Genomic DNA, 25,185 nt, shown 5'->3' on the forward strand with positions numbered 1-25,185 from the left:
TTCACCAGGGGCCGAATGCTCGGTCACCGTTGGTGGAGATGGCCGCGCACAGGGTGTCCAGGTCGGCGCCGGTGGTCTCGGCGAGGAACCGGACGGTCAGCGGGATCAGGTACGACGCGTTCGGCCGTCCCCGGTGCGGCATCGGGGTGAGGTAGGGGGCGTCGGTCTCCACCAGCATCTGCTGCGGCGGGGTGACGGCGGCGGCCTCCCGCAGCGCGGCGGCGCTGCCGAACGTGACGGTGCCGGCGAAGCTGAGCAGGAAGCCGCGGCGGACGCACTCGCGGGCGAAGTCGGCGTCGCCGGAGAAGCAGTGCATGACGACGGTGTCCGGCGCGCCCTCGTCGTCGACGATGCGCAGCACGTCGGCGTGGGCGTCGCGGTCGTGGATGACCAGCGCCTTGCCGTGCCGCTTGGCGATGGCGATGTGCGCGCGGAAGCTCTCCTCCTGCGCGGCCCGCCCCGCGTCGCCGGTGCGGAAGAAGTCCATGCCGGTCTCGCCGACGCCCCGGACCCGGTCCCGGCCGGCCAGCGCCTCGATCTCGCGCAGCGCCTCGTCGAGGTCGGCCAGGCGGGGCGCCTCGTTGGGGTGCAGCGCCACGGTGGCCAGCACCGGGGCGTACCGGTCGGCGACGTCGGCGCCCCACCGGGACGACTCGACGTCCACGCCGACCTGGACGAGCCGGTCGACCCCGACCTGCGCGGCGACGGCGATCGCGGCGGCGACCGGGTCGTCGCCGGTGGTGGTGGCGCCGCCGGGCGTCCCGTACTCGCCGACGGTGATGTCGAGGTGGGTGTGGCTGTCCAGCACGGGGCGGGGCAGCGGCTCGGGGGCGGGCGGGAACTCGCCGGCGCGGCGGGCGGCGCGCTGCTTGCGGGTCTCGGTCTGCTCGGTCATCGCGGCCAGCATCACACACCCGCCGGGGCCGACGTTCCCGGACCGCCACCGGCTGTTCACACGGTCAACATCTGGCCGGCTTAGCGTCCCGGGGTGACCGTCACCGACCAGACCGGCGGGGCCGCCTCCGAGCGGACCGGGTTGCGCGTGACGTACGACGGTCGCGTGCACCCGGCCGAGGAGATCGCCCGGGGCGCCGCGTACGAGTTGTTCAGCGCCGACGAGGCCCCCGGCTTCGAGTGGTGCCCCCGGCCCGGGCTGGCCTACCCGTGGCGCAGGTTCGTCCACGCGACCGAGGTGGGCGCGGTGCACGGGGCGGCCGAGCCGAGCGAGGACGCGGACCCGCCGCTGCTGATGCCGCTGCACCGTGACCGGGGTTGGGCGTACGTGCACCAGCTCAGCCAGCAGCCGGGGGCGGCCGGTGACCCGACGCTGGCGGCGGTCCGCGCGTCGGCGGTGATCCGGCCGGGCACCCGGATGGTGAAGGTGCTGTCCGCGCGGCAGCTCGCCGGTTACGTGCGGGGCTGGCTGCCGCACGGCTTCTGCTACCGGGAGCACGACGTGGCGCACCTGCGGACGCCGGCGGGGATGGCGGTGCTGCGCGGCGACCCGGAGGGCGGCGACGTGGCGTACGCGTTGCGCTGGCGGGCCGCCGACCCGGCCGACTACGACGTCCCGGTCGGCGCGGCCCACCGGGGGTTGACCGCGCTGCCGCCGCGGGACCGGCTCGGCCCGCCGGTGCTGGGCACCGGGTTCGTGCCGAGCAACGCCCAGCTCGTCCCGGAGTTCGTCACCCGGGACTTCGCCGACCTGCCGATGCCGGCGAACGCCACGCTGCTGGCCTATCCGGCCGAGGGGGTGGAGGTGGTGCTCTACACCTACCAGGCGGAGCAGCGCGGCTGGTTGCGTCTGGCCGGCCCGCAGTGGCGGCACCTGCTGGCCGCGGTGCCCGGTCTCTCCGCCGACCAGGAGTACGTGCCGACCGGTGACGCGCCGCGCTCCACCCAGCTCGTCGGCGCGTACGGCGGGACGGAGTACGAGGCGGTGGCCGACCAGCCGGGCGGGTTCCGGGTGCTGGCGATGACCCGGGCGGCCCGCTATCCGGTGGAGGCGGCGGCGCGGCGGCTGCGCACGGCGTCCTGGCGTGGGGTCCCCTGTCTGGTGCTGCGGGAGGAGGCGGGGTGGTCGCGGTTGCGGCTGTCCCGTCCGGATCCGGACGCGGTGGCAGCGACCGGGGCGCAGTGTCACGAACGGGGTGTCTACGAGGTGTGGGCGCCGGGCGCGGAGCTGGCCGACGACCGGGTGGTGGATCTGCCGTATCCGCAGCGGGGCGCATAGACGGCGGCTGGTCGGGAAGGCGTGGGCGTCCGAGGCCCCACGCAGGAGGATGTTTCCGACATGCCTTTCGTCACCGTCGGTACGGAGAATTCCGCACCCATCGACCTGTACTACGAGGATCACGGCTCCGGTCAGCCGATCGTGCTGATCCACGGGTTCCCGTTCAACGGGGCGACCTGGGAGAAGATGAGCGGTCCGCTGCTCGCCGCCGGATACCGGGTGATCACGTACGACCGGCGCGGTTTCGGGAATTCGGCGCAGCCGGCCTTCGGCTACGACTACGACACGTTCGCCGCCGACCTCGACGTGCTGATGACCGAGCTGGACCTGCGCAACGCGATCCTGATCGGGCACTCGATGGGCACCGGTGAGGTCACCCGCTACCTGGGCGCGTACGGGTCGGACCGGGTGGACCGGGCGGTCATGATGGCCCCGTTGGCGCCGTATCTGCTGAAGGCGCCCGACGACCCGGAGGGCGTCGACAAGAGCCTGTTCGAGGGGTTCCAGAAGGCGATCATCCAGGACCGGTTCGCCTACCTGACCCAGTTCTGCGACGCGTTCTTCAACGCCAGCGAGAACCGGGGCAAGCTGGTCAGCGACGAGGCCTACCACGCGCACTGGCAGATCGGCGCGCAGGCGTCGGCCAAGGGCACCCACGACTCGGTGGACGCCTGGCAGACCGACTTCCGCGGTGACCTGCCGAACATCGACGTGCCGGTGCTGATCATCCAGGGCGACAAGGACAACGTGCTGCCGTACCCGGTGACGGGTCAGCGGCTGGTGAACATGCTGTCCGACGCCAAGCTGGTCACGCTCAAGGGCGCGCCGCACGGCACGCCGTGGACGCATCCGACCGAGGTCAACAAGGCCATCATGGAGTTCATCGGCAAGCCGAGCATGGCGACCGCCTGACCGGGCGGACAACCGCGGCCCCGGGGATCCCCCGGGGCCGCGGTCACGCGTACGCGGTCAGCCGGCGAGGCGGGCCAGTTCCTCGTCGACGACGGACGGGTCGAGCTTGCGGAACACCGGCTTCGGCGCCGCGAGCGGCCGGCCCACCTCCAGGGGTACGGACTCCCAGCGCGCCCCGACCGTGTAGTCGCCGGTCAGCACCGGGTACGCCGGCCCGCCGTCGAGGTCGTCGACCTCCTCGATGACCGGCATCGGCGCGTGCGTGCCGGTGCCGCCGAGCAGCTCGTGGATCTTCTGGGCGGAGTGCGGCAGGAACGGGGTGAGCAGCGTGTTGGCGTCGCTGACCACCTGGAGCGCGACGTGCAGGATGGTGCCCATCCGGGGCTTGTCGTCGTCGCCCTTGAGCTTCCACGGCGCCTGCTCGGACAGGTACTTGTTGGCCTCGGCGACGACCTTCATCGCCTCGCCGATGGCCTGCTTCTGCCGGTGCCGGGCGATCAGGTCGCCGACCACCGTGAAACCGGCGCGGGCGGTGTCCAGCAGCGCCCGGTCGGCGTCGGTGAGCCCGGCCGGGTCGACCGGCGGGATCGCGCCGAAGTTCTTCGCCGCCATCGACACGGACCGGTTGACCAGGTTGCCCCAGCCGGCGACCAGCTCGTCGTTGTTGCGGCGGAGGAACTCGGCCCAGGTGAAGTCGGTGTCGTTGCTCTCCGGGCCGGCCACCGCGATGAAGTAGCGCAGCGCGTCGGCGTCGTAGCGCTCCAGGAAGTCCCGGACGTAGATGACCACCTTGCGGGAGGAGGAGAACTTCCGCCCCTCCATGGTCAGGTATTCGCTGGAGACGACCTCGGTGGGCAGGTTGAGCCGGCCCAGGTCGCCGGGCTCGCCGTCGCGGGAACCCTCGCCGGAGTAGCCGCCGAGCAGGGCCGGCCAGATCACCGAGTGGAAGACGATGTTGTCCTTGCCCATGAAGTAGTAGGAGCGGGCGTCCTTCCCCTCGCCGTCGGTCGACCACCACCTGCGCCACGCCTCCGGGTCGCCGGAGCGGCGGGCCCACTCGATGGAGGCGGACAGGTAGCCGATGACCGCGTCGAACCAGACGTAGATCCGCTTGTCGGACCGGTCCTGCCAGCCGTCGAGGGGGATCGGCACGCCCCACTCCAGGTCGCGGGTGATGGCCCGGGGCTGGAGGTCGTCGAGCAGGTTGCGGGAGAAGCGCAGCACGTTGGGCCGCCAGCCGTCCCGGCTGTCGAGCCACTGCCGCAGCGCGTCGGCCAGGGCGGGGAGGTCGAGGAAGAAGTGCTCGGTCTCCACGAACTCCGGCGTCTCGCCGTTGATCTTGGACTTGGGGTTGATCAGGTCGATCGGGTCGAGCTGGTTGCCGCAGTTGTCGCACTGGTCACCGCGCGCGCTGTCGTAGCCGCAGATCGGGCAGGTGCCCTCGATGTAGCGGTCGGGCAGGGTGCGGCCGGTGGACGGGGAGATCGCCCCGGTGGTGACCTTCGGGACGATGTAGCCGTTGCGGTAGAGCCCGGTGAACAGCTCCTGCACCACCGCGTAGTGGTTGCGGGTGGTGGTCCGGGTGAACAGGTCGTAGGACAGGCCCAGCGCCCGCAGGTCCTCGGCGATCACCCGGTTGTAGCGGTCCGCCAGCTCGCGCGGCGTGACGCCCTCGGCGTCGGCCTGCACCTGGATCGGGGTGCCGTGCTCGTCGGTGCCCGAGACCATGAGCACGTCGTGGCCGGCCATCCGCATGTACCGGGCGAAGACGTCGGAGGGAACGCCGAATCCGGATACGTGGCCGATGTGGCGCGGGCCGTTGGCGTAGGGCCAGGCGACCGCGGCGAGAACGTGACTCATGAGCGTCAAGCCTAGTGAGTGCTCCGGGGCACCCGCGAACCAATAGGCCGGCCGTTCCCGCCGTACGCCCGATTTGTCGCCGACACGCGGCCTGAGCTGCCCGGCGAGCCCGGTGCGGCGGTGTGAAATGAACGTCGTGACCAGTAGACCAGCGGCACCGGAGCCGTCGGCGGCCGCGCGGGCCGCGCGGCCGGCGACCGGCGCGCCGGTCGCCCCGCAGCCCCGGCTCGACCCGACGGACCCGCCGGTCGAGGTGGAGCCGACCACCGGGGCGCCGGTGGACGCCGTGCCCCGCCGGGTGCCGGTGCGGCAGCCCCGGTGGCAACGCCGGGGCGCGCCGGCGGGCGACGACGCCGCCGTCTGGGCGCCGATCGAGAAGGTGCACTGGGACGGCACGCCCCTGCGCGACGAACCGCGTCGCCGGACCGGTCGCCCCCGCGCCCGCCGGGAGCCGGCCCGCCCGGCCCACCCGCCGGATCCGCCCGCCGGTCTGGCGGCGCTGCTGACGCTGAGCCTGCTCGCCGCGTTCTTCGCCTGGGTGAGCGCCGGGCCGTTCTGGCTGGCGGTGGGGCACTCCACCGGCGGCACGGTGATGATCACCGAGTGTGTCGGGGGTGGGCTCACCCAGCGCTGCCGGGGGATCTTCCTGGCCGACGGCGACCGGTTCCAGGCCCACGGCGTGCGGGTCAGCGGCGTGCCGGCCGGTCGCACCGCCACCGGCAGCACGCTGCCCGCCCGGATGACCGGGCCGCAGGGCTCCACCGCCTACGCGGACACCGGGCCCGGCCGGCACCTGCGGTGGCTGCTCGGGCTGGCCCTGGTGGCGGGCTGCGCCGCCGCGATCCCCCGGTGGACCGGCGCCACCCGGCTCGCGGACGAGCGGCAGCGGCGCTGGGCGGTGGGGCTGGCGCTGGCCGGCCCGCTGCTGATCACCGTCGGCTTCCTCGCCGCCGCCTGGTGAGGCGGGCCGCCGATCAGCGGTGCACGATCTCGTAGACCTCGCGGCGACGCAGCCCGTACGTGGTCGCGACCTCGGTGATCGCGTCCCGCCGGGACGTCCCGGCCGCCTCGCGCTCGTCGACCGCGGCGCGCAGCGTCTCGTCGTCCGGCCGGGCCGCCGGCTGCGGTGACGCGCCGGCCACCACCAACGTGATCTCGCCGCGCACGTCGCCCGCGGCGGCCCACTCGGCCAACTCGCCGAGCGGCCGGCGGACCACCTCCTCGTAGGTCTTGGTCAGCTCCCGGCAGAGCGCGGCGGGCCGGTCCGGGCCGAACGCCTCGGCCAGGTCGGCCAGCGCCCCGGTGATCCGGTGCGGCGCCTCGAAGAGCACCAGCGTGCGCTCCTCGGCGGCGAGCGCGCGCAGCCGGGACCGTCGGGCGCCAGGGGTGCGGGGCAGGAAACCCTCGAAGCAGAACCGGTCGCAGGGCAGCCCGGACAGCGCCAGCGCGGTGGTGACCGCGCTCGGCCCGGGGGCCGCGGTCACCGGGACACCGGCGTCCAGCGCGGCGCGGACCAGCCGGTAGCCGGGGTCGGAGACGCTCGGCATGCCGCCGTCGGTGACCAGGGCGATCGTGTAGCCGGCGGTCAGCACGTCGACCAGTTCGGGGGTACGCCGCTCCTCGTTGCCCTCGAAGTAGGAGACGATCCGGCCGGGCACCGTGACGTCCAGGTCGCGGGCCAGCCGGGTGAGCCGCCGGGTGTCCTCGGCGGCGACCACGTCGGCGGTGGCGAGCGCCTCGCGGAACCGGGCGGACGCGTCGGCCGGGTTGCCCAGTGGCGCACCGAGCAGCACCAGTCGCCCGACCTCGGACATTTCACCCACGGCGTGCGCTCCCTCATCGACGGTCGTACCAATTTCGGAGACGACGTACGCCACCGGGCACCCTCGCAGCCTACGATCGCCGGGTGACGAGTGCGTCGACAGCACAGAGCGCGAACGCCGAGCTTTCTCCCGACGACCGGGCCACCGGCTCCCCGGGCGACACCGGCGGGGGTGGGATCCCGGCCGCCGTCCGCCGCCGGCTCGCCACCGTCGACGACCGCATCGGTCGGGGGCAGGCCTGGCTGGCCACCGGGGTGGTGGTGGCGATCGCCGCGATCCTGCGCTTCGTCGGGCTCAGCCACCCGCCGGGCAAGATCTTCGACGAGACCTACTACGCCAAGGACGCGTACGGGCTCATCGACCGCGGGGTCGAGTGGAACTACAAGGACAACGGCCCGTCGTACGTGGTCCACCCGCCGCTGGGCAAGTGGCTGATCGGGCTCGGCGAGTGGGCCTTCGGCTACCAGGACGCGGAGACCAACATCTCCGTGCCGGGACACCTCGTGACGACCGCCCCGGAGTTCGGCTGGCGCTTCGGCGCGGCGCTGGCCGGCACGGTGTCGGTGCTGCTGCTGGTGCGCATCGGCCGGCGGATGTTCCGGTCCACGGTGCTCGGCTGCGCGGCCGGCCTGCTGCTCGCGCTGGACGGCTTCCACCTGGTGCTGTCCCGCTCGGCCATCCTCGACATCTTCCTGCTGCTGTTCGTGCTGGCCGCGTTCGGCGCGCTGGTGCTCGACCGGGACGCCCGACGGCGGCGGTGGGCGCGGGCGCTGGAGGCGGGTCTCGACCCGACGCTGCGGGGGCGGGCCGGGCGGCCGGCGTCGGGCTGGCGGGACTGGCCCTGGTGGCGGTTCGCGGCCGGGGTGCTGCTCGGCTGCGCCTGCGCGGTGAAGTGGAGCGGGCTCTACTTCGTGCCGGCGTTCGCGTTGCTGGTGCTGCTCTGGGAGGTCGGGGTCCGCCGGTCGGCCGGGGTCCGTCACCCGTGGCGGGACGCGGTCCTCGACGAGCTGCCCTGGCTGCTGGTAGCCGGCGTGCTGATGGTGGCCACCTACGTGGCGACCTGGTCGGGGTGGCTGCTCAGCGACGACGGCTACTACCGCCTGGCCGCCCGCTACCCGAACACCCCCGGGCTGAGCGACACCCCGGTCATCGGTCCCCTGATCAATCTGTGGGAATACCACAAGGCCGCGTACGGCTTCCACACGCAGCTCGACGACCCGCACAAGTACCAGTCCTGGCCGTGGCAGTGGCTCCTGCTCGGCCGGCCGGTGGCGTTCTACTGGTCCGGCGACGGCAACTGCGGCGCGTCGAGCTGCGCCTCCGAGGTGCTGCTGCTGGGCACCCCGCTGCTCTGGTGGTCGTTCCTGCCGGCGCTGGCCGCGACCGTCTGGCTGGGTCTGGCCCGGCGCGACTGGCGGGCCGGGGCCATCCTGCTCAGCGTGGCCGCCGGCCTGCTGCCCTGGTTCTGGTTCGCGCTGGACGGGCGGACGATGTTCTCGTTCTACGCCGCGCCGGCGGTGCCGTTCCTGGTGCTCGCGGTGGTCTACGTGCTCGGCGCGATCGCGACCCCCGCGCCGGTTTCCGCGACGGCGCCGCCACCGAGCGCCGAGCAGGTCGGTGACCGACGGCTGGTGGGCGGGATCATCGCGGGCGCCTACGTGCTGCTGGTGGCGCTCTGCTTCGGTTACTTCTATCCGGTGTTCGTCGGCCGGCTGCTGCCCTATGCCGACTGGTCTGCCCGGATGTGGCTGGACGGTCGCTGGATCTGACCCCGGCCGAACGGGGGCACGAAAAAGCGCGCCCCGATCGCCTGCCACGGGGGAAGCGGGCGATTGGGGCGCGCAAGACAGAGCTTAACCACACTCCGGCAGCGGCACAACGGGTGCGGGCGGGTCAGATTTCCGACCAATGCGCCACCCCCCGAAAGGTTTACATCGGGCAGCTAACGGTGGGTCATATTCCGGAAGCTCAGCGGGGCCGACGGAGGGGCGCCCGGGGAGGGGCCCACCCGGATGATCTTCCTAAGTGGATCTCACTACACTTCGCCCGGTGATCAACAAGAGACGATCGACGGCCGTCCTCATCGGACTGCTGGCGGCGACCGCGATGATCGGTCCGAGCCCCGCCGGGGCCGACGACGAGACCACCGAACCCGCCGCCGAGCCGCCCAAGGTCGAGCTGGTCCTCGACGTCAGCGGCTCGATGCGGGCCCGCGACATCGACGGGCGCAGCCGGATCTCCGTCGCCCAGCAGGCGTTCAACGAGGTGGTCGACGGCCTGCCCGACGAGACGCAGCTCGGCATCCGGGTGCTCGGCGCGACCTACCGGGGCAAGGACAAGAAACAGGGCTGCCTGGACACGCAGCAGATCGTGCCGGTCGGCCCGGTGGACCGCGCGGCGGCCAAGGCCGCGGTCGCCGGGCTGCGACCGACCGGCTTCACCCCGGTCGGTCTCGCGCTGCGCTCCGCCGCGCAGGACCTGGGCACCGGCAGCACCGCCCGGCGGATCGTGCTGATCACCGACGGCGAGGACACCTGCGCGCCGCCCGACCCGTGCGAGGTCGCCCGCGAGCTGGCCGCCCAGGGCACCCGGCTCGTCGTCGACACGCTGGGCCTGGCCCCGGACGAGAAGGTACGCCGGCAGCTGCTCTGCATCGCCGGCGCGACCGGCGGCACGTACACGGCGGCGCAGAGCGCCGACGAGCTGACCGGCCGGATCAAGCAACTGGTCGACCGGGCCCGGGACACGTACACGGCCACCCCGGCCGTGGTCGGCGGCGCGGCGGCCTGCGACGGCGCGCCGCTGCTCGCACCCGGCGTCTACAGCGACCGGGAGGCGTTCTCCGAGCACCGCTGGTACCGCGTGCCGGTGCGCCCCGGGCAGGAGCTACGCGCCTCGGTCAGCGTCGCGCTGGACCGCCCGGTCAACCCGGACTACGGCGTGCTGCTGCGGGCCACCGCGCCGGACGGGCGGGAGCTGGTCCGCGGCGTCGACGCCGGCAGCGGGCGCACCGACGTGGTCTCGGCCGGCCTGCGCTGGTCGGCCGCCGAGGAGGAGGACGCGGCGAGCCCGGAGCCGACCCCCGACGGGACGCAGGCCGTGCGGACCGTCTGCCTGGTGGTCAGCAACTCGTTCGCGGCCCGGGCCGGCACCCGGGCCGAACCGGGGATGCCGGTCGAGCTGACCGTGGACGTGGTCGCCGCCTCCCCCGCCCCGGACGGGCCGGACCTCGGCCGAGGCTGGGTCCTGCTGCTCCTGCTCACCGTGGCCGGCCTGGTCACCGGGCTGCTCGCCGGCCTGCTCACCCGCTGGTGGGTGGCCACGTGGAGGGAGAACTGAGGATGCGTACCCCGATTCGCCTCGTGGCGGCGACCGCCGCCGCGGGCCTGGCCCTCACCCCGGCCGCGGCCCTCGCCGCCCCCAGCCCGTCGCCGGGCGCGACCACCGTGACCAAGGCCGGCACCTCGTTCCTCACCGCCCCCACCGTCACGGCCGACCAGCCGGTACGGGTGGGCGCCTCCACCGGCGACCACCTGTACTGGTCGTTCCGCGCCGACGCCGGCCAGGTCCACGAGGTCGGCGTCACGGTCACCTTCCCCAAGCGACGCAGCGGCGCGTCCACCTGGACGGTCGACGTCTTCGACGGACTTCGCCGCCGGCAGGCCTGCACGGCCGGCGCGCAGACCCCCACCGCGGACACGGCGGCGACCAGCGTGACGCTCGGCTGCACGCTGCGGCGGGTGCGGCCGTGGGCCGAGCCGTGGTCGGGCGACCCCCTGCCCGGCACCTACTACGTCCGGCTCTCCGTCACCGACCTGCCCGAGCCGGACCTCGGTCTGCCGATCGAGGTGGACATGCTGGTCGGCGCCGCCGACTCCGGCGGCGCCTCCGGCGACGACGGTGAGCTGGCCGCGCCCCTGGTGCCGAACACGCGGGCCGGGACGCTGCTGACCGCCGAGCCGACGCCCGAGCCGGTGGCCGAGGAGGAGACCGACCTGACCGGCTGGCTCCCCGAGGCCGGCTCGCGCTGGGTCTGGACCGGCGTGGGCGGTGTGCTCGCCGCCGTGGCCGGCGTGGCCGGTTTCGCCCTCACCCGCCGGCCCCGCCGCCCCTAGAACCGCGACCGGTGGCCGCCGTGAACCCGACGCGGCGGCCACCGGGAGCGCCGAGCTGCTTAGAACGTCCGCGGGCCGCGGGGCACCCATCCGATGAACCGGTCCTGGAGCGCGGTGACCGGCGCGGCGCGCAGGTCGTGCGTGGCGGCGGCGAGACACGAGCCCAGGTAGACGCTCAACGACGCCCGGTCGACCTCGTACTCGTGCAGCAGATGGTGGCGTTTCGTGGCGCACGGCCAGTCGTCGCCGCACGAGCCGCAGGTCCAGTCGGGGGTCACGGGGACATGTTCGCCGGCCCGTGGTTCCGACGCCTCCGCACCGGGCGTCATCGGCGACTCCTTCCAGTTCGTACCAGTGGTGTGTGGACGCTGCCTCCCCCGCGACGTTGGTTCAGCGCCGCAGCGCGCTCCCGCGTTACGGTACGTTCACCGAGTGTCCCCGTCACCCACCGCCGCTCGTGCGTGACCTGCTGCCGTCCACCGTCGCCGTGGCGGTGGCCGGCCCGGCCGACTGGTCCGGCGAGCTGCTGCCGGCCGAGCTGGCCGGGCTGGGCGACCGCGCGGTGCCCAGCCGCCGGCGTGACTTCACCGCCGGCCGGATGTGCGCCCGCCGGGCGCTCACCGCGCTCGGGCTGCCGCCCACGCCGGTGCCCGCCGGCCCCGACCGCGCCCCGGTCTGGCCGCCCGGCGTGGTCGGCGCGATCACCCACACCGAGGGCTACTGCGCCGCCGCCGTCGCCCGCGCCGCCGACCTGCGCGCGGTCGGCATCGACGCCGAGCGGCACCGGGCACTCTCCCCCGGCGTACGGCGGAAGGTGTGCCTTCCCGACGAGGAGGCGGAGCTGGCCCGCCTGCCCGCCGGGCTGCCCTGGCCGACGGTGGTGTTCAGCGCCAAGGAGACCGTCTACAAGATCTGGCACCCGGTCGTCGGCACCTGGCTGGGCTTCCCCGACGCGCGGGTCACGCTCGACCTCGACGCGGGGACGTTCCGGGCGGAGATCGCGCCGGCCCGGCTCGCCGCCGCCCCGGTGGCCGATCCGCCGCCCTCGATGACCGGTCGGTTCGCGGTCGACGACGATCTGGTCCGCACCGCCGCCGTTCTGCCACGTCGGTGAGGGCCTGACGGTCTGGTTGCCGCCGGCTTGTACCGTCGTTCCGACTGAAAATCCCGAAGGTGCCCAAGGAGTACGGTGAGCCACCCTCAGCCTCCGTCCGGGTCGCAGGACCCGAACCAGCAGCCGCCGGAACCGCCCACACAGGCGTTTCCCACCGCGCCGATGCCGCCGGTGTCGGGCAGCCCGTACGCGCCGCCGCCCGCCCCGGGCACGCCGCCGACCTCGGGCGCGCCGTACGCTCCGCAGCCGCCGACCTCCGGCGCGCCGTACCCGCCGCCGCCCGCGCCGACCGAGGCGTACCCGTCGTACCAGCCGCCGGCCGCGCCCACCGAGGCGTACCCGTCGTACCAGCCGCCGGCGCCGACCGAGGCGTACCCGCCCGCGCCGCCGGCCCCGGGCGCGTCGTATCCGCCACCGGGTGGCGCGTACCCGCCGCCGGGTGGCTACCCGCCGCCCGGTGGGCAGCCGCCCTACCCGCCGCCGCCCGGGCAGTACCCGGCGTCCGGGCCGTACCCGCCCCCGCCGGGGCAGCCGTTCGGGCCGCCGGCCAAGAAGTCCAGCAAGAACGTCTGGATCACGGTCGGCATCGTGGCGGCGGTCATGCTGCTGCTCTGCTGCGGCGGTGGCATCTTCGCGATCTACAGTGGCGCGAAGAAGACCAAGGAAGCGATCGACACGCTGCCCACTCCGGGCGTCACCTACAGCAACCCGATCGGTGACACCCCGACCGGCGACACCTCCAACACGCCGCAGCCGGGCACGACCGACGACAAGACCTTCAACATGCCCGCCGGCGACAAGCTGATCGTCAACGACGACGAGGGCACCGTCGAGATCACCGTCGGCAACTTCCGGACCAAGAGCGCCGCGTGCCGGGAATTCATGCCGGGCCCGAAGAACGGCACCTTCCTGATCGCCGACGTGACCGCCGAGGTCACCAAGGGCACCGGGTCGATCAACCCGTTCTTCTTCACCTGGAAGGCGGCGGACGGCACCGAGGAGAACGGCATCGGTGGGGCCTTCTCCGGCTGCGGCAAGCTGATGACCTCGGGCAACAACCTGCCCGCCGGCTCCAAGCGCAGCGGCCAGCTGATCTTCGACGTGAAGGACCAGAACGGCGTCGTCGAGTACGAGCACCACCTGCGTACCGCCGGGTCCTGGAAGCCCTGACCCCGCGTGACCCCGAACGGGGGCCGGTCCCGCCCGGGGCCGGCCCCCGTGTCCGTTCGGGCGGTCCCGCCGGGCCGTCCGGACATTTCCATGTGCACGTGCCCACCGCCGGTTGCCACGCTCGGCGCATGGCCCACGAGACCACGATCCCGCTGCTGCCGTGTCGTTCCCTGGACGACGTGGCGCCCTTCTACCAGGCCCTCGGCTTCCAGGTCACGCACCGGCAGGAGCGGCCGAACCCCTACCTGGCCCTGCGCCGGGACGACCTGAACCTGCACTTCTTCGGCATGCCCGAGTTCGACCCGGCCACCTCGTACGGCAGTTGTCTGGTCGTGGTGGACGACCTGGTCGCCATCCACCGCGCCTTCGCCGCGGGCCTGCGCGCCGCCTACGGAAAGGTGCTCGTCTCCGGCGTGCCCCGGATGACCCGGCCCCGACCCCGCGCCAACCAGGACGGGCACTCCGGGTTCAGCATCGTCGACCCCGGCGGCAACTGGATCCGGTTCGTGGGCCGCGCCACCGCTCCCGACACCGACGACCGGGGCGGGCTGGCCCGCGCGCTGCGCAACGCCGTGGTGCAGGCCGACTCGCGCGGCCGACCGGATCAGGCGGTCCGGATCCTCGACGGCGCGCTGGCCCGCCCGGACGCCGCCGACGACCCGGCCACGCACGTCGAGGCGCTGGTCTACCGCGCCGAAGTGGCCCTGGTGCTCGACCGGCCGGAGGACGCGCGGGAGTGGCTGCGCCGGGCCGGGGCGGTGCCGCTGGACGAGGAGCTGCGCGACCGGCTGGCCGACGCGCTGCGGCACGCCGCCGACCTGACCGCCGCGCTGCCGCCCGGGTAGCCGTCCCCACCTCACACCGCCGGACCAGGCGTGGTGGACGCCCGGAGTCGTGGGGGGACGCGCCGGACGCGCTGGCTCGCCGACCGGTGCGGTGAGTGCCGCCTTGGCGCGTGGGTGCGCGGTGGGCCGCCCGGGCGCGTGGGTGCGCGGTGGGCCGCCCGGGCGCGTGGGTGCGTGGTGGGCCGCCCGGGCGCGTGGGTGCGCGGGCGTGCCGCCCGGGGCGCGTGGGTGCGCGGGTTTGCCGACCGGGCCAGCGGGGACGCGGCCGGGACAGGCGGCGACGGTGGCCGCACGACGATCCGGGGAGGCGGCGATGAGCGTCGAGCGTGCGAAGGACGACCTGGAGGACCTGGCCGGCCCGGCGCGGGCACAGCTGGGCAACCTGAACCGGGACGAACGCGCCGAGGCCGACCGCGTGCGGGAACTGGACGAGGTCCGGGGCAATCGTCCCGGCGAACACGTCCAGGAAGACGCCCGCGACGCCCGGGACGACTTCTCCAGCTGATCGACCCTCGGCCCGCTTGAGATCTTGGTACGAAACGGTCCCCCTGAGGGCCGTTTCGTACCAAGATCTGCGGCAGCCCGCCCCGGGAAGGCGACGATTGGGGTAGGTGGGGCGGGGTCGGCCGGGCCGATCGGTCGGGTGTCTGTCGGACGGGCGGGCGGCGTGCGACCTACCGGCCGGAGTCGCCGGTCGGCCGGGTGCGCACGGGTCCCGCCGGTTGGTCCGGATCCCGCGACTCATCGTTCTGACCTGCTGCCGGAGCGTCGCCTGGGAGCGCTCCGATTGACCGCTGGCAATCGTTGTGCGCGCAAGCAGACTGTGGTGCGTGACGAACCCATCACCGCACCACCCGGGGCCCGTTCCGTTCGGCCCGACGTACCCGGCGCCGAGGCAGTCGTGGTGGCGCCGACTCTCCAGCGGAGCCAAGGTCGCGGTCGTGTCCGCGGGCGTGGTCGTGCTGTGCTGCTGCGGCGGTGTGGCGATCGGCGCCGCCACCGACTCCCCGGGCGGACCGGGCCAGAAGGATGCCGCACCCACCACGTCCGCGCCGAGCGAAGTCGAGGCGGCGGCACCGGCACCGGCGGTCGTTGATCTACCGAGCTCGACGCCGACCGCGACCCCGACCGAGGTGAGCCCGAGCGCCTCTCCGTCGCCTCAGGTGCAGATCAGGACCGTCACCTCGACCGCGAAGATCGCCTATACCACCCGGACGGTCAAGGACCCCACCCTCGCGAAGGGAACCAAGAAGGTACGGACTCGCGGCGTCACGGGAATCCGTACCCTCACCTACCAGGTGACCGTCACCGACGGGGTGCAGACCTCGAAGAAGCTGCTCCGGTCCGTGGTCACGAAGCAGCCGGTCACGCAGGTGGTCGCGGTCGGCACCAAGCAGACGCGCCAGTGCGACCCGAACTACAGCGGAGCGTGCGTGCCGATCGCGAGCGACGTGGACTGCTCCGGAGGCAGCGGCGACGGTCCGGCGTACGTGACCGGTCCGGTCCGGGTCATCGGCAGCGACATCTACGACCTGGATCGCGACGGCGACGGGATCGGCTGCGACTGATCCCGCGGAAGCCCGGTACGACACTCGCCTGAGGACGGTCGGGCGGCTCCCTCGCCCCTATGCTGGCCCGATGGTTCTCGCTGACGCCACCGGATCCTGGACCGGCACCAACGGCTTCCGGCTGATGCCGGCCGACCCGCTCGCCGAGTCGCCCGCGACGCTGACCGTGGCGACGGCTGCCGGCGGTCACCTGACCACGGTGTCGTACTCGTGGGCGCACCCGACGGACGGGCCGCAGGACGGGCTGCTCGTGATCGCCGCCGGGGACGAGCCGGGTTCGCTGGCCGCCTGGTGGGGCGACTCGTGGCACCAGCAGCCCACCGCGATGACGCTCGCCGGCACGACGGGCGGGGTGCCGGAGGTCGAGCTGTCCGCCGAGTACGGCGGCGGCTGGGGGTGGCGGATCACCCTCGACGCCGCCGACCCGACGACGGTGCGGTTGCGGATGGAGAACGTGGTGCCCGCCGACCAGGCGGACCCGGACACGCCGGCGGGCCCCTACCCGGTCATGGTCGCCGACCTGCGCCGCGCCTGAGCCCGGTCAGGCCGAGGCGTCGAGAATCTCCCGGAGCCGGGCGGCGAACTCGTCCGGCTTGCCGGCGTAGCCGCCCTGGTCGCCGAGGAAGCCGCCGTGGTGGCTGGGGAAGACCGCCGGCCGCCCGCCGAGCAGCTCGGCCGCCGCCGCCGTCGTGCGCGCGGTGAGGGTCTCCGCGGACTCCTCGCCGACCGCGAGGACGACCCGGGTACGCGTCACGCGCAGCGCGTCGACGTCCGGCCGGTAGCTGGTGATCGCGGTGGACCGGTCGGAGAGCAGCGGGTCGTCCCGGGTGCCGTCGTCAGCGGTCGGCAGCCCGAACGCGGCCGGGTCCGGCGCGGGCCGGGCGAAGTAGTCGTCGGTGAACTCGCCCCGCCAGGACGTCATGGCCATGAACGCGGCCATGCCGGCGCCCCAGCCGCGCCTGTCGTACGCCTCCTGGCAGGCGGCCGTGGCCCGCGCGGCGGCCTCGGCGTCGGGGAGCAGCGCGACCAGCGGCGGCTCGTGCGCCACCAGCGTGGCCACCGTGCCCGGGTACGCCGCCACCAGGGCGAGCGCGGTCACCGCCCCGCCGCTGCTGGCGAACATGTCGACCGGACCCGCGCCGAGGGCGTCGACGACGGCGCGTACGTCCGCGGCCTGGACCTCGGGCACGGCGTCGGTGCGACCGTCCTTGCGCACGCTGCGGCCGAGCCCGCGCGGGTCGTACGTGACGACGGTGCGGTCCGGGAAGTGCGAGGCCAGCACGGTGAAGCCGTCGGCGCACATCGGCTGGCCGATCATGAACAGGGGCCGGTGCGCGCCGGCGGCCGCGCGGGGTTCGTGCACGTCGTAGACGAGGTCGACCTCGGGTGTCTGGAGCGTCTGTGTGGTCATGCCCTGTCGACCGGCGTCGGGCCGGAAAGTCATCGGCCGGCGCGAAAGGCACGGCTCACGGCGGTGTCGACGCCCACCGCCGCGAGCCGCGCCGTCGCGGTCAGCTCACCGTACCGGTGACGGTGCCCCCGGACTCGGTGACGTGGTAGGTCAGCGTGGTGCCGCTCCAGAAGTGGAACGTCAGGGTGACCCGCTGGCCGTCGTTGACCTCGGCGAAGAACTCGGGCTTCAGCGTGATCGTGTTGCTGCTGTAGTCCGGTGCGAAGGTCACGTCGAACTCCTTGAACGACGTCCAGTTCTGCGGGCCGGCGTTGCTGCCGTCGGCGTACTTCGCCTCCATGGTGGCCAGCTGGTCGCCCCGGAACTGCGCCGGCAGGGTGAACCCGCTGGCCGGGCCGGTGGCGTTGCCGAGCACCGGCGGGTCGTACGTGATGATGCTGATCCGCCACGGCACGCCGGCGGAGAAGCGGGCCTGGAGGTTGGCGTTCACCCCGTACGCCCGGGAGCCGACCAGCCGGGTCAGCGCGGACGCGGTGAGCGTGAGGGTGCTGCCGGAGATCGTGTAGTCGGTACCGTTGACCAGGTCGGTGGTGCCCTGGCGCAGCCCCTGGAACGTGGTGCCGTTCAGGTTGAGCGTCAGGCTCTTGGCGGTGATCGAGCCGGTGCGCGGCACGTACACCTGGTCGCTGGACGCGGTGCCGGAGCGGGTGGTCCAGCTCGACCTGATCTGCGCGAACAGCTCGGGGTCCTTCCAGACGAAGGACGTCCGGTCGAAGTGCTGGCCGTTGTCCCAGAGCTGGGTGGTCAGCTTGCGGCTGCGCGCGTAGTGGCCGAGGAACTCGAAGAACTTGAGCTTCTCGCCCTGTTCGATGGTACCGGTGTGGCGGTCGAACCCGAGCAGGCCGTACTCGCCGATGATGACCGGGATGTTGCGGGTGACGAAGGCGTTGTGGACCCGGTCGAACTGGTCGGTCAGGTCCTGCTGCACGGTCGCGTCGAACCGGGTGCCGCCGGCGATGTTCACGCTGAACGGCCAGTAGCCGTAGAAGTGCACGGTGGCGATCAGGTTCGGGTCGTTCAGGGAGTTGAACGTGCTGGTCAGCTCGTCGACCCGGGCCTGCTCGGCGGAGGTGTGCAGGGTCGGCAGGACGAGCAGCCGGGTGGCGTTGCCACCGCCGGACTGGCGGACGATGCGGTGGAACGAGGTGTTCAGCTCGTTGAGCAGGCTGGCGTTCTGCGCGTCGCCGGAGCTGCCGGTGAACTGCGGCTCGTTGACGCTCTCGAACACGAGCTTCGACGAGCTGTCCCGGAACGCGGCGGCGATCTGGGTCCAGAGCGCGTTGTAGCGGTTCAGCACTGTGGTGCGGTCGGTGGGCATCGTGTTGATCCACTGCCACGAGTCGTGGTGAATGTTGATCACCACGTAGAAGCCGTCCGCGAGGGCCCAGCCGACCACCTCGCGTACCCGGCTGAGCCAGGCCGCGTCGATGGTGTAGTTCGGCGCACCGCCGTGGTGGTTGCTCCAGGTCACCGGGATCCGGATGCTGTTGAAGCCCTGCGCCCGCACGTTGTCCAGCAGCGCCTGGGTCACCCGCGGGTTGCCCCACGCCGTCTCGTCGGCCCCGACGGCGTCGAACGAGTTGCCGAGGTTCCAGCCGGGCTGCATGGCGGCCACCGCCGCCATCGCGTTGCCGGCCGGCGGCGGCGTGGTGGGGGGCGGGGTGGTCGGGGGCGGCGTGGTGGGCGGGGGCGTGGTGGTGGGCGGCGGCGTGGTCCCGCCGACGCCGCCGGTGCAGGCCACCCCGTTGAGCGAGAACGAGGTCGGCGCGGTGTTGGCGCCGGACCAGGAGCCGTTGAAGCCGAACGAGACGCTGCCGTTGGTGGGGATCGCGGCGTTGTAGCTGACGTTGGTGGCGGTGACCTGGGCGCCGGAGGAGGTGACCGTGGCGTTCCACGCCTGGGTGACCTGCTGGCCGGACGGGAACGTCCAGCGCAGGTTCCAGCCGTTGACCGGGTCACCGAGGTTGGTGACGGAGACGTTGGCGGTGAAGCCGCCGGCCCACTGGCTGGCGGTCGTGTAGCTCACGCGGCAGCCGGCCGCCGCCTGGGCGTTGGTCGCCAGGAGGGCGGTGCCGGCCACGAGCGTCGCGGCGGTCGCCGCGACCAGGCCGACCCGCAATCGGGCCCGGTTCGCGGTACGGGAAAAGCCGAGCATCGGGATTCCTTCGTGGTGGGGTGTGCGCGTGGACGGGACAGGCGGGGCGCGCACCCGCCCAGCGCGAGAGTAAGTTTGGATTCCAAACATTGTCAATCGGTGCTGATAGATGTTGGCGGGCGTTCGCGAAGCAATCGCGGTCGGCGCGGTAGCGACCGGCCGCGACGACCCGCCCGTAAGGTGCGAGGACACCGCGATCGAGGGGAGACACAGTGGAACGTGTGACGGGCATCGGCGGGGTCTTCTTCCGCGCCCAGGACCCGGACCGGGTCAACCGCTGGTACGCCACCCACCTCGGGGTCGACCTGGCGCCGGAGTCCTACGAGGTTTCCTCCTGGTGGCAACAGGCCGGCCCCACCGTCCTGGCGGCCATGCCTCCGGACTCCGAGCACGTCGGCGGTGCCGAGCACTCCTGGTCGCTCAACTTCCGGGTCGCCGACCTGGACGCCATGGTCACCCAACTCCGCGGCGCGGGCATCGCCGTCGAGGTCGACCCGGAGGAATACCCGAACGGCCGGTTCGCCAGCCTGCGCGACCCGGAGGGCAACGTCGTCCAGCTGTGGCAGCCGGACGGAGCTGACAGCCGCGGGCCGACATGAGACCCGCGGGGGCCCTGATCGCTTAGCCAGCCATCGTCGACAGTGCCCTCGCGGTCGTCGGTGGTACCTGCGGCGAAAACAGTGCCCCCCATACAGCGAGGGCGGCCGATACGATGCGGCCACTTGTTCGAGCGCGTTTCCAGAGAGAAGGACGAGGTTTGGTGTCCACCCATCGGAACAGCTCCCGCCGACCACGCTTCCGGCTGGCAGCGGCCATAGTCGCCGCCCTCACCTTCTCCACCGGCACAGTCGCGGTCACGGCCACGGCGGCAAGCGCCGCGACCCAGTCCGCCAACTGGCAGTCATTCACCTTGACGAGCAAGTGGACGTGCAACTACCGGACCCTGAACTACCGCGCGGGCACCGTCACCGTGGCCGTATGCATCATCGTCAACGGCAACCTGACTCAGCCCGCCCTCATCATCAAGAACTACTCCGGCAACTCGATCAAGTTCGATGCGATCAACTATTTGATCACGAGCGGCAACCAGGTAGACACGACCTACTGCAACAACACTCTCCTGAGCAACGGGTACGAGACCGCATGCTTCGGCCCCACCAGGTCCTTCTCTTGCGGCAGGGCGGTGCAGGGTCTGGGCACCTTCTATCTTTCGGATCCCTACTCGCCGGACTGGCCGGACCTCTTCTACCAGGACACGTACTTCTCGCAGACACGGCAGATGTGCACCACCTGACAATCGGCCTCACCCGCCGACGCATCCGCTGGCCGCTGATTCGACGCACGATCGGAATCACCGGATGCGCGACGGACTGCTGCCGCGAGACGATTGCCATCGTTGCGTCTCGCGGCAGCCATCCGCGCTCCTGAAGGCGACTCGACGAGCGCCCTGAGCAATTCGCGGCCTGGAGCACCTGGAACGCCGTCGGCATCGGCGCTGCACGATCCACGACGGGCAGAGGCTGATCTACCTCGCGACACTCCCCACACCGCTGCCGGACCAGCGATCACCGGCTGCTGGGCCGCACTGCTGCACACGAACGAAAAGGCCGCCCCCGACGAGCGGGAACGGCCTTCGAACTGGGTGGAGCTGAGGGGATTTGAACCCCTGACCCCCTCGATGCGAACGAGGTGCGCTACCGGTCTGCGCCACAGCCCCTCCGCTGGCGAACCAGCGTTGATCCCACCCGGCTCGCACCGGGCGGGTCGGCGACAAGGCTAACAGGTCGCACGCCCGGCGCGCGAATCACCCCACCGGACCCGGCAGCGTCAGGTTGGGGAAGTGAAGGCATCCGGCGCACTGGGACACCGCCACTTCCCCGAACTGGAGTCGATCAAGAAAGGTCAGGCGCCGCGGCCGGACTGGTAGGGGCGGCCGCGCAGGCCACCCGCCCGTCGGTAGGACACCGAGCCACCGCTCGCGGCCGGGGGCAGGTCCGCCGGGCGGTCCAGGCCCATCGCCGTACGCCGGACCGCCTCGCGCTGGGCGGCCAGCCGGCGCTGCGCCTCCCGCCGGGCCGCCGCTCGGCGGGCCTGCTCACGGCGTACCTCGGCCTGGCGGGCGGCCAGCCAGGCGGCCTCCCGGGCCTCCGCGCGCCGCCGCCGGCGCTCGGCCAGGGCGCGCTGGCGCAGGTGCACGACGTACGCGACGAGCAACGCGCCGGTCACCGAGACGCTGATCCAGAACCCGGGGCCGACCAGCACCACGCCGACCAGCTCGACCAGGTTGAGCAGCAGCAGCGCGGCGAGCACCCGGCGACGCCGGTAGACGGCGGGGGTGTGCCGACGCCGGGGCGGGTGCCGTCGGCGGGACTGCGCCGGGACGGCCGAGACGGGCCGGAGCCGGCCGGAGCGGCGCCGCACGGGCGGCGCGGAGACCGGCCGGGCGAGACTGCCCGTGTCCGAGTCTTCACTGAGGGTGACCACGAGGGCGCGCGGCGGGTGCAGCGGTCGCCGCCCGGGCACGGTGCGGCGTCGACGCTGGCGCTGGAGCACCCGCGCCGTCGACTGCGCCCGCTCCGCCACCAGCCGCTCGGTGGCGTCGTACCGGCGGACCAGCGCCGGAGCGAGGGCGAGCAGACCGGCGGCGGCGAGGACGGCGAGGAGCACCGACGTGGGCACCCTCACCCCTCCCGTCACCAAGTTCGGGGCGAGCGCCACACGGCCGCAACTTCTTCCGTCGACCGTCGTTAACGGCGCACATCGTGCGGGCGGGCAGCGCTTGCCACAGCTTGCAGTTACTTGAGGTTACGGGCCGCCGACCCGGTTCACCGTGCGCCGCGCCGGGCGGTCACGGTCCGAACGCGTCACCGCCGGGTGTCACGTACGCGGTGCCACCGCGCCAGCAGACCGCCCTCGGCGGCCACTTCCTCGCCGGTCATCGCGTATCCGATGTGGTCCCGCCACGCGCCGTCGATGTGCATGTAGCGCACGTGGTAGGCCTCCTCCCGGAAGCCCAGCTTCTCCACCACCCGCCGGGAGGGGACGTTCTCCGGCCGGATGTTCACCTCGATCCGGTGCAGGCCGCCCGGGCCGAACGCGTGGTCCACGGCGAGCGCCACAGCGGTCGGGATCACGCCACGACCGGCCACCCGGGAGTCCACCCAGTAGCCCACGTACCCGGAGCAGAACGCCCGCCGCACGATGCTGCCCACGTTGAGGTGCCCGACCAGCCGCTCCCGCCCGTCCTCGCGCAGGCAGACCGCGAACGGCATCCCGTCTCCGGTACGCGCCGACCTGCGCTGGTCGGCGTGGACCAGCCGGAACGCGGCCGGAGAGTTCGTCTCGTCCCAACTGCCCGGCACATGCGACTCCCACGGGGCCAGCCAGCTCCGGTTCGCCCGGCGGATCTCGGACCAGGCGAGGGCGTCGGACCGACGGTACGGCCGCAGCACCACCGGACCGTCCACCAGCACCGCCGGCCACCCCGGCGCCCGCCGGAACCTCACGGAGCTAACCTCCCGCTCGCGACTGCGGGGCTCGCAAGCTCACTCCTCGCGCTCACCGGGCCAGCCGTCCGCTCGCGACTGCGGGGCTCGCAAGCTCACTCCTCGCGCTCACCGGCGCCTGTCCAGCAACAACACGTCCACCGTGGACCCCGCGGCGGCGGTCTGGACCCGCTCGCCGAGCACCAGCAGGCCGTTCGCCTCGGCCAGGCCGGACAGCGTGAACGGGCCGCCGGCCAGCGGCTGCACGGTGTAGCCGCCGCCCCGTCGCTCGGCCACGTGCGCGGGCCGGAACTCGCGCAGCCCCACCGGCGACGAGACCGTCTCCAGCAGGTGCGCGCGGACGCTGGGCCGGAACACCGGCTCGGCGCCGGCCAACAGTTGGATGGCCGGGCGGGCCAGCACCTCGAAGCCGATCAGCGCCGCGCCGGGCTCACCGGGAAGACACACCACCGGCACCTCCTCGGCGCCGACCGTACCGAACCCGAGGGCGGTTCCGGGATAGAGGGCCACCTCTGTGAAGGTGACCGGCCCGGCCCGGCCGCCGTCGCGGCGGGACAGGATCCGGCGGACCATGTCGCCGGGGCCGGTGCCGGTGCCGCCGGTGGTGATGATCAGGTCGGCGCGCAGCGTCTGGTCCTCCAGCAGGCCGCGCAGCGCCTCCGGGTCGTCGTCGCAGATCCCCACCCGGTACGCGAGCGCGCCCGCCTCGGCCGCCGCCGCGGTCAACGCGTGCGAATTGGTGTCCACCACCTGGCCGGGCTGGCTGCCCCGGCCCACGTCCACCAGCTCGTCGCCGGTGGCCACGATGACCACCCGGGGGCTCGGGCGTACCACCACGTGGCCGATGCCGGTGGCCGCGAACACGGCGACCAGGGCCGGCGAGACGTACGCGCCGGCACGGGCCAGCAGCGTGCCGGCGACCAGTTCCTCGCCGGCGCGACGCAGGCCGTAGCCCCGCTTGGGGGCGCGGAAGATCTCCACGGCGGCCATGCCCTGGTCGGTCCACTCCACCGGCACCACCACGTCGGCGCCGATCGGCAGCGGCGCGCCGGCCGCCACCGAGAAGCACGAGCCGGGGGTGAGCCGGACCGGTCGCCAGCTCGGCGCGCCCAGGTCGCCGACCACGTTGAGCCGGATGCTGCGCCCGCCGGGCATACCGGAGGGGGCCGGGACATAGCCCGGCCCCCGGCTCCCTCCGGAGATGTCCTCCCAGCGCGCGGCGTACCCGTCCACCGCCGCCTGGTCGAAGGCGGGGTAGGAGTGCGGGGCGACCACGTCCTCGGCGAGCACGTTGCCGTACGCCTGGGTCAGGTCGAGGTCGAGCGGAGGCAGCGCGCGTAACCTGCGCAGCACACTGCCCAGGTAGTCGGCGAGCGGCGTCAACTCGTTCGCGGCCGCCTCGGCGTCGGCCGTCGCGGTCATGTATCGGCACCGCCGGACGTGTCACGCAGGCCGTTGAGGATGGCGTCGGTGACCGTCTCGTCGCCCTTGTTGACGAACTCGGCCAGCCACTTGCGGAACTCGGCGCCCAGGTCCTCCCGCTCGGCGGCGATCTGCACCACGGTCTGGAGGTAGCCGAGCGGCATGCCGGTGTCGTAGCGGGTGCCCCGGTAGACGATGGCGTGCACCGGCACGCCCTCGGTCCGCAGCAGCTCCATCGCATCGGTCAGCTGGATCTCGCCGCCGCTGCCCGGCTCGGTGCGCCGGATCGCGTCGAAGATCTTCCCGGGGAGGACGTACCGGCCGAGGACGGCGAGGTTGCTGGGGGCGTCCTCCGGGCTGGGCTTCTCGACCATGCCGGTGACCTTGACGACCTCGGCGATGTCGGCGTATTCCGACCCGGCCGGCTCGACGGAGGCGATCCCGTACCGGCTGGTCTCGGCGGGGTCGACCTCGAAGAACGCGAGCACCACACCGCCGGTGCGGGCCTGCAGCTCCAGCATGGCCGGCAGCAGCGGCTCGGAGGGCTTGACGAACTCGTCGCCGAGCAGCACCGCGAAGGGCGCGTCGCCGACGTGCGACTCGGCGTACCCGACGGCGTGGCCCAGGCCGAGCTGCTCCGGCTGGCGGACCGTGTAGACGGCGGCCAGTTCCTCGGTGCGCTTGACCGCGGCCAGCAGCTCGGGCTTCTTGGCGAGCCGGTCCTCCAGGTCCGGCCGCCGGTCGAAGTGGTCCACCATCGAGGTCTTGCCCCGCCCGGTGATCAGCAGCACGTCGCCGATGCCGGCCTGGGTGGCCTCCTCGACGATGTACTGCAGCACCGGCCGGTCGACGACCGGCAGCAGTTCCTTCGGGACCGCCTTGGTGGCCGGCAGGAACCGGGTGGCCAGGCCGGCGGCCGGGATGACGGCCTTGACCGCGCGGGAGCGACCGGGGGCCGCTGAGGGGTTCGCTGAGTGCTCCGACATGCCGC

At 73.2% G+C, this 25,185-nt stretch carries 24 protein-coding genes and 1 tRNA gene; 14 read left to right on the plus strand and 11 right to left on the minus strand.

The features are described 5' to 3' along the window. Window position 1: 1 nt before the first annotated feature. Window positions 2-907 (minus strand): TatD family hydrolase, encoded by a 906-nt coding sequence (locus tag COO58_RS03320; RefSeq protein ID WP_098743766.1) that lies wholly within the window; start codon window positions 905-907, stop codon window positions 2-4. A gap of 81 nt (window positions 908-988) precedes the next feature. Here COO58_RS03320 and COO58_RS03325 point away from each other — a divergent pair, with 81 nt between their 5' ends. Beyond that, window positions 989-2,233 (plus strand): hypothetical protein, encoded by a 1,245-nt coding sequence (locus tag COO58_RS03325; protein WP_091582525.1) that lies wholly within the window; start codon window positions 989-991, stop codon window positions 2,231-2,233. Window positions 2,234-2,293: 60 nt separating this feature from the next. Continuing rightward, the gene (locus COO58_RS03330; RefSeq protein WP_091582528.1) at window positions 2,294-3,145 is read left to right on the plus strand and encodes an alpha/beta fold hydrolase; all 852 of its coding nucleotides are present in this window, start codon (window positions 2,294-2,296) and stop codon (window positions 3,143-3,145) included. Between the two features lie 57 nt (window positions 3,146-3,202). On the opposite strand, the gene metG is transcribed toward COO58_RS03330, so the two are convergent. Beyond that, on the minus strand, window positions 3,203-5,005 hold the full coding sequence (gene metG, locus COO58_RS03335; protein ID WP_091582532.1) for a methionine--tRNA ligase: 1,803 nt from the start codon (window positions 5,003-5,005) through the stop codon (window positions 3,203-3,205). Window positions 5,006-5,132: 127 nt separating this feature from the next. Between metG and COO58_RS03340 the strand changes: the two genes are divergently transcribed. After that, entirely contained in the window at window positions 5,133-5,966 is an 834-nt protein-coding gene (locus COO58_RS03340) for a hypothetical protein (RefSeq protein ID WP_255292508.1), read from the plus strand. 13 nt (window positions 5,967-5,979) lie between these two features. Here COO58_RS03340 and rsmI read toward each other — a convergent pair whose 3' ends face one another. Continuing rightward, a complete protein-coding gene (gene rsmI / locus COO58_RS03345; RefSeq protein ID WP_369700188.1) occupies window positions 5,980-6,819 on the minus strand; it encodes a 16S rRNA (cytidine(1402)-2'-O)-methyltransferase in 840 nt (279 codons plus the stop codon). 92 nt (window positions 6,820-6,911) lie between these two features. Between rsmI and COO58_RS03350 the strand changes: the two genes are divergently transcribed. The 3 genes from COO58_RS03350 to COO58_RS03360 all read left to right on the plus strand — a co-directional run bounded on the left by COO58_RS03350 (window position 6,912) and on the right by COO58_RS03360 (window position 10,943). Beyond that, entirely contained in the window at window positions 6,912-8,597 is a 1,686-nt protein-coding gene (locus tag COO58_RS03350; RefSeq protein ID WP_091582541.1) for a dolichyl-phosphate-mannose--protein mannosyltransferase, read from the plus strand. A gap of 280 nt (window positions 8,598-8,877) precedes the next feature. Continuing rightward, window positions 8,878-10,167: a VWA domain-containing protein gene (locus COO58_RS03355; RefSeq protein ID WP_098743768.1), complete on the plus strand. Its 1,290-nt coding sequence runs from the start codon at window positions 8,878-8,880 to the stop codon at window positions 10,165-10,167. Between the two features lie 2 nt (window positions 10,168-10,169). Continuing rightward, window positions 10,170-10,943: a peptidase gene (locus COO58_RS03360; protein ID WP_098743769.1), complete on the plus strand. Its 774-nt coding sequence runs from the start codon at window positions 10,170-10,172 to the stop codon at window positions 10,941-10,943. 59 nt (window positions 10,944-11,002) lie between these two features. Here the strand turns inward: COO58_RS03360 and COO58_RS03365 are convergent, their stop codons facing one another. Beyond that, window positions 11,003-11,221 (minus strand): hypothetical protein, encoded by a 219-nt coding sequence (locus tag COO58_RS03365; protein WP_342672788.1) that lies wholly within the window; start codon window positions 11,219-11,221, stop codon window positions 11,003-11,005. A 179-nt stretch (window positions 11,222-11,400) separates the two neighbouring features. Between COO58_RS03365 and COO58_RS03370 the strand changes: the two genes are divergently transcribed. The 6 genes from COO58_RS03370 (at window position 11,401) to COO58_RS03395 (ending at window position 16,175) form a co-directional block, all read left to right on the plus strand. Then, window positions 11,401-12,057 (plus strand): 4'-phosphopantetheinyl transferase, encoded by a 657-nt coding sequence (locus COO58_RS03370; protein WP_091582559.1) that lies wholly within the window; start codon window positions 11,401-11,403, stop codon window positions 12,055-12,057. Window positions 12,058-12,132: 75 nt separating this feature from the next. Continuing rightward, entirely contained in the window at window positions 12,133-13,227 is a 1,095-nt protein-coding gene (locus tag COO58_RS03375; protein WP_098743770.1) for a DUF4352 domain-containing protein, read from the plus strand. 128 nt (window positions 13,228-13,355) lie between these two features. After that, window positions 13,356-14,072: a hypothetical protein gene (locus COO58_RS03380; RefSeq protein ID WP_098743772.1), complete on the plus strand. Its 717-nt coding sequence runs from the start codon at window positions 13,356-13,358 to the stop codon at window positions 14,070-14,072. A 313-nt stretch (window positions 14,073-14,385) separates the two neighbouring features. Further along, on the plus strand, window positions 14,386-14,577 hold the full coding sequence (locus tag COO58_RS03385; RefSeq protein ID WP_091582568.1) for a general stress protein CsbD: 192 nt from the start codon (window positions 14,386-14,388) through the stop codon (window positions 14,575-14,577). A 475-nt stretch (window positions 14,578-15,052) separates the two neighbouring features. Further along, window positions 15,053-15,640 (plus strand): G5 domain-containing protein, encoded by a 588-nt coding sequence (locus tag COO58_RS03390; RefSeq protein WP_255292509.1) that lies wholly within the window; start codon window positions 15,053-15,055, stop codon window positions 15,638-15,640. 70 nt (window positions 15,641-15,710) lie between these two features. Beyond that, window positions 15,711-16,175 carry a hypothetical protein gene (locus COO58_RS03395; protein ID WP_091582574.1) on the plus strand — a complete coding sequence of 155 codons (465 nt, stop codon included), beginning with the start codon at window positions 15,711-15,713 and terminating at the stop codon, window positions 16,173-16,175. Between the two features lie 6 nt (window positions 16,176-16,181). Here the strand turns inward: COO58_RS03395 and COO58_RS03400 are convergent, their stop codons facing one another. Together COO58_RS03400 and COO58_RS03405 are read right to left on the minus strand one after the other, a co-directional pair. Continuing rightward, the gene (locus COO58_RS03400; RefSeq protein ID WP_098743773.1) at window positions 16,182-17,051 is read right to left on the minus strand and encodes an alpha/beta fold hydrolase; all 870 of its coding nucleotides are present in this window, start codon (window positions 17,049-17,051) and stop codon (window positions 16,182-16,184) included. A gap of 100 nt (window positions 17,052-17,151) precedes the next feature. Continuing rightward, window positions 17,152-19,266: a cellulase family glycosylhydrolase gene (locus COO58_RS03405; protein ID WP_098743775.1), complete on the minus strand. Its 2,115-nt coding sequence runs from the start codon at window positions 19,264-19,266 to the stop codon at window positions 17,152-17,154. 212 nt (window positions 19,267-19,478) lie between these two features. On the opposite strand from COO58_RS03405, the gene COO58_RS03410 reads away from it, so the two are divergent. Next, window positions 19,479-19,865, plus strand: coding sequence for a VOC family protein (locus COO58_RS03410; protein WP_098743776.1), 387 nt, complete (start codon window positions 19,479-19,481; stop codon window positions 19,863-19,865). 161 nt (window positions 19,866-20,026) lie between these two features. Further along, the gene (locus COO58_RS03415; RefSeq protein WP_098743778.1) at window positions 20,027-20,560 is read left to right on the plus strand and encodes a hypothetical protein; all 534 of its coding nucleotides are present in this window, start codon (window positions 20,027-20,029) and stop codon (window positions 20,558-20,560) included. 349 nt (window positions 20,561-20,909) lie between these two features. Here the strand turns inward: COO58_RS03415 and COO58_RS03420 are convergent. The 5 genes from COO58_RS03420 to COO58_RS03440 all read right to left on the minus strand — a co-directional run bounded on the left by COO58_RS03420 (window position 20,910) and on the right by COO58_RS03440 (window position 25,180). Next, window positions 20,910-20,983 (minus strand) — tRNA-Ala (locus COO58_RS03420). Window positions 20,984-21,168: 185 nt separating this feature from the next. Then, window positions 21,169-21,951: a hypothetical protein gene (locus COO58_RS03425; RefSeq protein ID WP_176558730.1), complete on the minus strand. Its 783-nt coding sequence runs from the start codon at window positions 21,949-21,951 to the stop codon at window positions 21,169-21,171. Between the two features lie 179 nt (window positions 21,952-22,130). Then, entirely contained in the window at window positions 22,131-22,772 is a 642-nt protein-coding gene (locus COO58_RS03430; protein ID WP_091582591.1) for a GNAT family N-acetyltransferase, read from the minus strand. Window positions 22,773-22,880: 108 nt separating this feature from the next. Beyond that, complete coding sequence (glp, locus tag COO58_RS03435) at window positions 22,881-24,194, minus strand: gephyrin-like molybdotransferase Glp (RefSeq protein ID WP_091582594.1); 1,314 nt, start codon at window positions 24,192-24,194, stop codon at window positions 22,881-22,883. Next, a complete protein-coding gene (locus tag COO58_RS03440; RefSeq protein ID WP_098743779.1) occupies window positions 24,191-25,180 on the minus strand; it encodes a UTP--glucose-1-phosphate uridylyltransferase in 990 nt (329 codons plus the stop codon). The genes glp and COO58_RS03440 overlap by 4 nt, the downstream gene beginning before the upstream one ends. Window positions 25,181-25,185 lie beyond the last annotated feature (5 nt).

Origin of the sequence: Micromonospora sp. WMMA1996, assembly GCF_002573675.1 — a bacterium.
GTDB classification, from domain to species: domain Bacteria; phylum Actinomycetota; class Actinomycetes; order Mycobacteriales; family Micromonosporaceae; genus Micromonospora; species Micromonospora sediminicola.